Source organism: Streptomyces sp. NPDC059456 (assembly GCF_042750055.1).
Taxonomy (GTDB): Bacteria; Actinomycetota; Actinomycetes; order Streptomycetales; family Streptomycetaceae; genus Streptomyces.
Genome location: NZ_JBHYVA010000803.1, coordinates 1 through 3,566, shown reverse-complemented (window position 1 = coordinate 3,566; position 3,566 = coordinate 1). Strand labels below are relative to the sequence as shown.

General features: G+C 68.6%; 2 protein-coding genes. One reads left to right on the top strand and one right to left on the bottom strand.

From position 1 onward, the window contains the following. Positions 1–124 precede the first annotated feature (124 nt). Positions 125–2,650 (bottom strand): ATP-dependent Clp protease ATP-binding subunit, encoded by a 2,526-nt coding sequence (locus tag ACFXA3_RS38725; protein ID WP_385195430.1) that lies wholly within the window; start codon positions 2,648–2,650, stop codon positions 125–127. A 450-nt stretch (positions 2,651–3,100) separates the two neighbouring features. Between ACFXA3_RS38725 and ACFXA3_RS38720 the strand changes: the two genes are divergently transcribed. Next, positions 3,101–3,566, top strand: a 466-nt coding sequence (locus ACFXA3_RS38720; RefSeq protein WP_385195428.1) for an SCO3374 family protein, incomplete at its 3' end; no start/stop codon positions are given.

Below are 3,566 nucleotides of genomic sequence, written 5' to 3'. Positions count from 1 at the left end.
TGTAAATTAGAGGCTTAACTCAAGCTAGACGTGGGCCCGGCGGGGGCCAGCCGGCGCCCCGCCGCCCCCCGGCCCCGGGCGCCCGGCCCCCCCCCCGCCCCTCGTGCAGCTGCGCTGCGGGTGCTTACGCGCCCTTGCTCAGGTCCGGGCCGGAGCCCGTGGCCTCGATCGGGGGCAAGTCCGGCAGGGCCGACTTCTCCTCGCCGCGGAAGGTGAACTTGGCGTCTTCGCCGTCGCCCTCCTTGCCCACGACCACGATGTGGCCGGGACGCAGCTCGCCGAAGAGGATCTTCTCCGACAGGATGTCCTCGATCTCGCGCTGGATGGTGCGGCGCAGCGGGCGGGCGCCCAGGATCGGGTCGTAGCCCCGCTTGGCGAGCAGGAGCTTCGCGTCGCCGCTCAGCTCGATGCCCATGTCGCGGTCCTTCAGGCGCTCGTCCACCTTGGCGATCATCAGGTCGACGATCTGGATGATGTCTTCCTGCGACAGCTGGTGGAAGACGACCGTGTCGTCGACACGGTTCAGGAACTCGGGCCGGAAGTGCTGCTTGAGCTCTTCGTTGACCTTCGCCTTCATCCGGTCGTAGCCGGTCTTGACGTCGCCCTGGGCGGCGAAGCCCAGGTTGAAGCCCTTCGAGATGTCCCGGGTACCCAGGTTGGTCGTCATGATGATGACCGTGTTCTTGAAGTCCACGACCCGGCCCTGGGAGTCGGTCAGACGACCGTCCTCCAGGATCTGGAGAAGGGAATTGAAGATATCCGGGTGGGCCTTCTCGACCTCGTCGAAGAGGACGACGGAGAACGGCTTGCGGCGCACCTTCTCGGTGAGCTGGCCGCCCTCTTCGTAGCCCACGTAGCCGGGGGGCGAACCGAAGAGGCGGGAAACCGTGTGCTTCTCGCTGAACTCCGACATGTCGAGGGAGATCAGCGCGTCCTCGTCGCCGAAGAGGAATTCGGCGAGCGTCTTGGAGAGCTCGGTCTTACCGACACCGGACGGGCCGGCGAAGATGAACGAGCCACCCGGGCGCTTCGGGTCCTTCAGACCCGCACGGGTACGGCGGATCGCCTGGGAGAGCGCCTTGATGGCGTCCTTCTGGCCGATGACGCGCTTGTGGAGCTCGTCTTCCATGCGGAGCAGCCGCGAGGACTCCTCCTCGGTGAGCTTGAAGACGGGAATGCCGGTCGCGGTCGCGAGGACCTCGGCGATGAGCTCGCCGTCGACCTCGGCGACGACGTCCATGTCGCCGGCCTTCCATTCCTTCTCGCGCTTGGCCTTCGCCGCCAGCAGCTGCTTCTCCTTGTCGCGGAGGGAAGCCGCCTTCTCGAAGTCCTGGGAGTCGATGGCCGACTCCTTGTCGCGGCGCACGCCCGCGATCTTCTCGTCGAACTCGCGGAGGTCCGGCGGTGCGGTCATCCGGCGGATGCGCATCCGGGAACCGGCCTCGTCGATCAGGTCGATCGCCTTGTCCGGCAGGAAGCGGTCCGAGATGTACCGGTCGGCCAGCGTCGCCGCCTGGACGAGGGCCTCGTCCGTGATGGAGACGCGGTGGTGGGCCTCGTAGCGGTCGCGCAGCCCCTTGAGGATCTCGATCGTGTGGGGGAGGGAAGGCTCCGCCACCTGGATCGGCTGGAAGCGGCGCTCGAGGGCCGCGTCCTTCTCGAGGTGCTTGCGGTACTCGTCCAGCGTGGTGGCACCGATGGTCTGGAGCTCACCGCGGGCCAGCATGGGCTTGAGGATGCTGGCGGCGTCGATCGCGCCCTCGGCGGCGCCCGCACCCACGAGGGTGTGGAGCTCGTCGATGAACAGGATGATGTCGCCGCGGGTGCGGATCTCCTTGAGCACCTTCTTCAGGCGCTCCTCGAAGTCACCGCGGTAACGCGAACCCGCGACCAGGGCGCCGAGGTCCAGGGTGTAGAGGTGCTTGTCCTTGAGGGTCTCGGGCACCTCGCCCTTGACGATCGCCTGGGCCAGGCCCTCGACGACGGCGGTCTTGCCGACGCCGGGCTCGCCGATGAGGACCGGGTTGTTCTTGGTACGGCGGGACAGGACCTGCATGACCCGCTCGATCTCCTTCTCGCGCCCGATGACCGGGTCGAGCTTGGATTCGCGGGCGGCCTGCGTGAGATTGCGGCCGAACTGGTCCAGGACGAGGGAGGTCGAGGGGGTGCCCTCGGCCGGGCCGCCGGCCGTGGCCGACTCCTTGCCTCCGCCGGAGTAGCCGGAGAGCAGCTGGATGACCTGCTGCCGGACTCGGTTGAGATCGGCGCCCAGCTTCACCAGGACCTGGGCGGCGACGCCCTCGCCCTCGCGAATGAGGCCGAGCAGGATGTGCTCGGTGCCGATGTAGTTGTGGCCGAGCTGGAGGGCCTCTCGGAGCGAAAGCTCCAGGACCTTCTTCGCCCGCGGGGTGAAGGGGATGTGGCCGGACGGGGCCTGCTGCCCCTGACCGATGATCTCCTCAACCTGCTGGCGAACAGCCTCGAGCGAAATCCCGAGGCTCTCCAGGGCCTTAGCGGCGACACCCTCACCCTCGTGGATCAGACCCAGGAGGATGTGCTCGGTGCCGATGTAGTTGTGGTTGAGCATCCGGGCTTCTTCCTGAGCCAGGACGACAACCCGCCGCGCGCGGTCGGTGAACCTCTCGAACATCGTTTATCGCTCCTCAGAGCGGTCGGGCAGTTCGGGGTCGGTCCCCGCCCTGTCCTTCCGCATGCTAGTCCCGCGGGGCGGGACAGCTCATTCCAACTGCCGACATCCGTCCGCGATCACCCCCACGTCAGTGGGGAAAACCGGCTTCAACAGCCGACAACTGCTCCAACCCGATGGTGCGAGACGATGTTCCCGCAGGCCAGGCAGATACCCGTCACACGTGTACGCCGATGGCGAACGGAAGCCGCCCAAATCAGCGTGTCGCCCCGATCCACTAGGAATGTCTTACCCGTAAGGACTGACACTCCATGCCGGTGGCACCGGTTCCCTCCGCTACGGGCGAACACGATTGCGTCCCGAATGTGAGACTGCACCCCGACGGATGTCTACGTTCCGCATGGAACCCGGCGCGCTGCGTAACTCCGCGGCGTGCGCGGAGTTGCTCCGGTCATGGCCGTCACCGTTCCGCTCCCCCGCGTCGCGCCCGAGGATTCACCCGCGGATCCGCCCCGGGACGCGTACGCGTCCTGGTACGAGGGGGTGCTCGGCTGGCCCGTCGTCGCCGGGCCGCCCGCCCGGCTGGTCACCGGAGTGCGGTTCGACGTGCTGGAGCTGCCGGCCGGGGCCGGGGCGGAGCTGCTGCGCAGGCCGCTCGCCACGGGTCCGGTGGCGCTCGCCGGGAGCCGGATGCGGTTCCTGGTGGCCCCGGGGAGCGCGGAGGAGCTGGAGGGGCTGCTCGACTGGCTGGAGTGGGGCGGAGTCGCCCTGGACCTCGTCGGCCTGGGCGGCGGGCGCCGGATCACGGCACCGGTTCCGCCGGGACGCCCCGGGGGAAGTCCCCGGGGGGCCGCCGTGTGGCTGCGACCCCCCGAGCAGGGGTGCGAGGCACTGCTGCCGTCCCTGCCCGGCCCCGGGC

What these genes read in the sequence shown, in the direction of transcription:
- ACFXA3_RS38725 (WP_385195430.1), bottom strand. Translation starts at nt 2,650, where the DNA reads ATGTTCGAGAGGTTCACCGACCGCGCGCGGCGGGTTGTCGTCCTGGCT.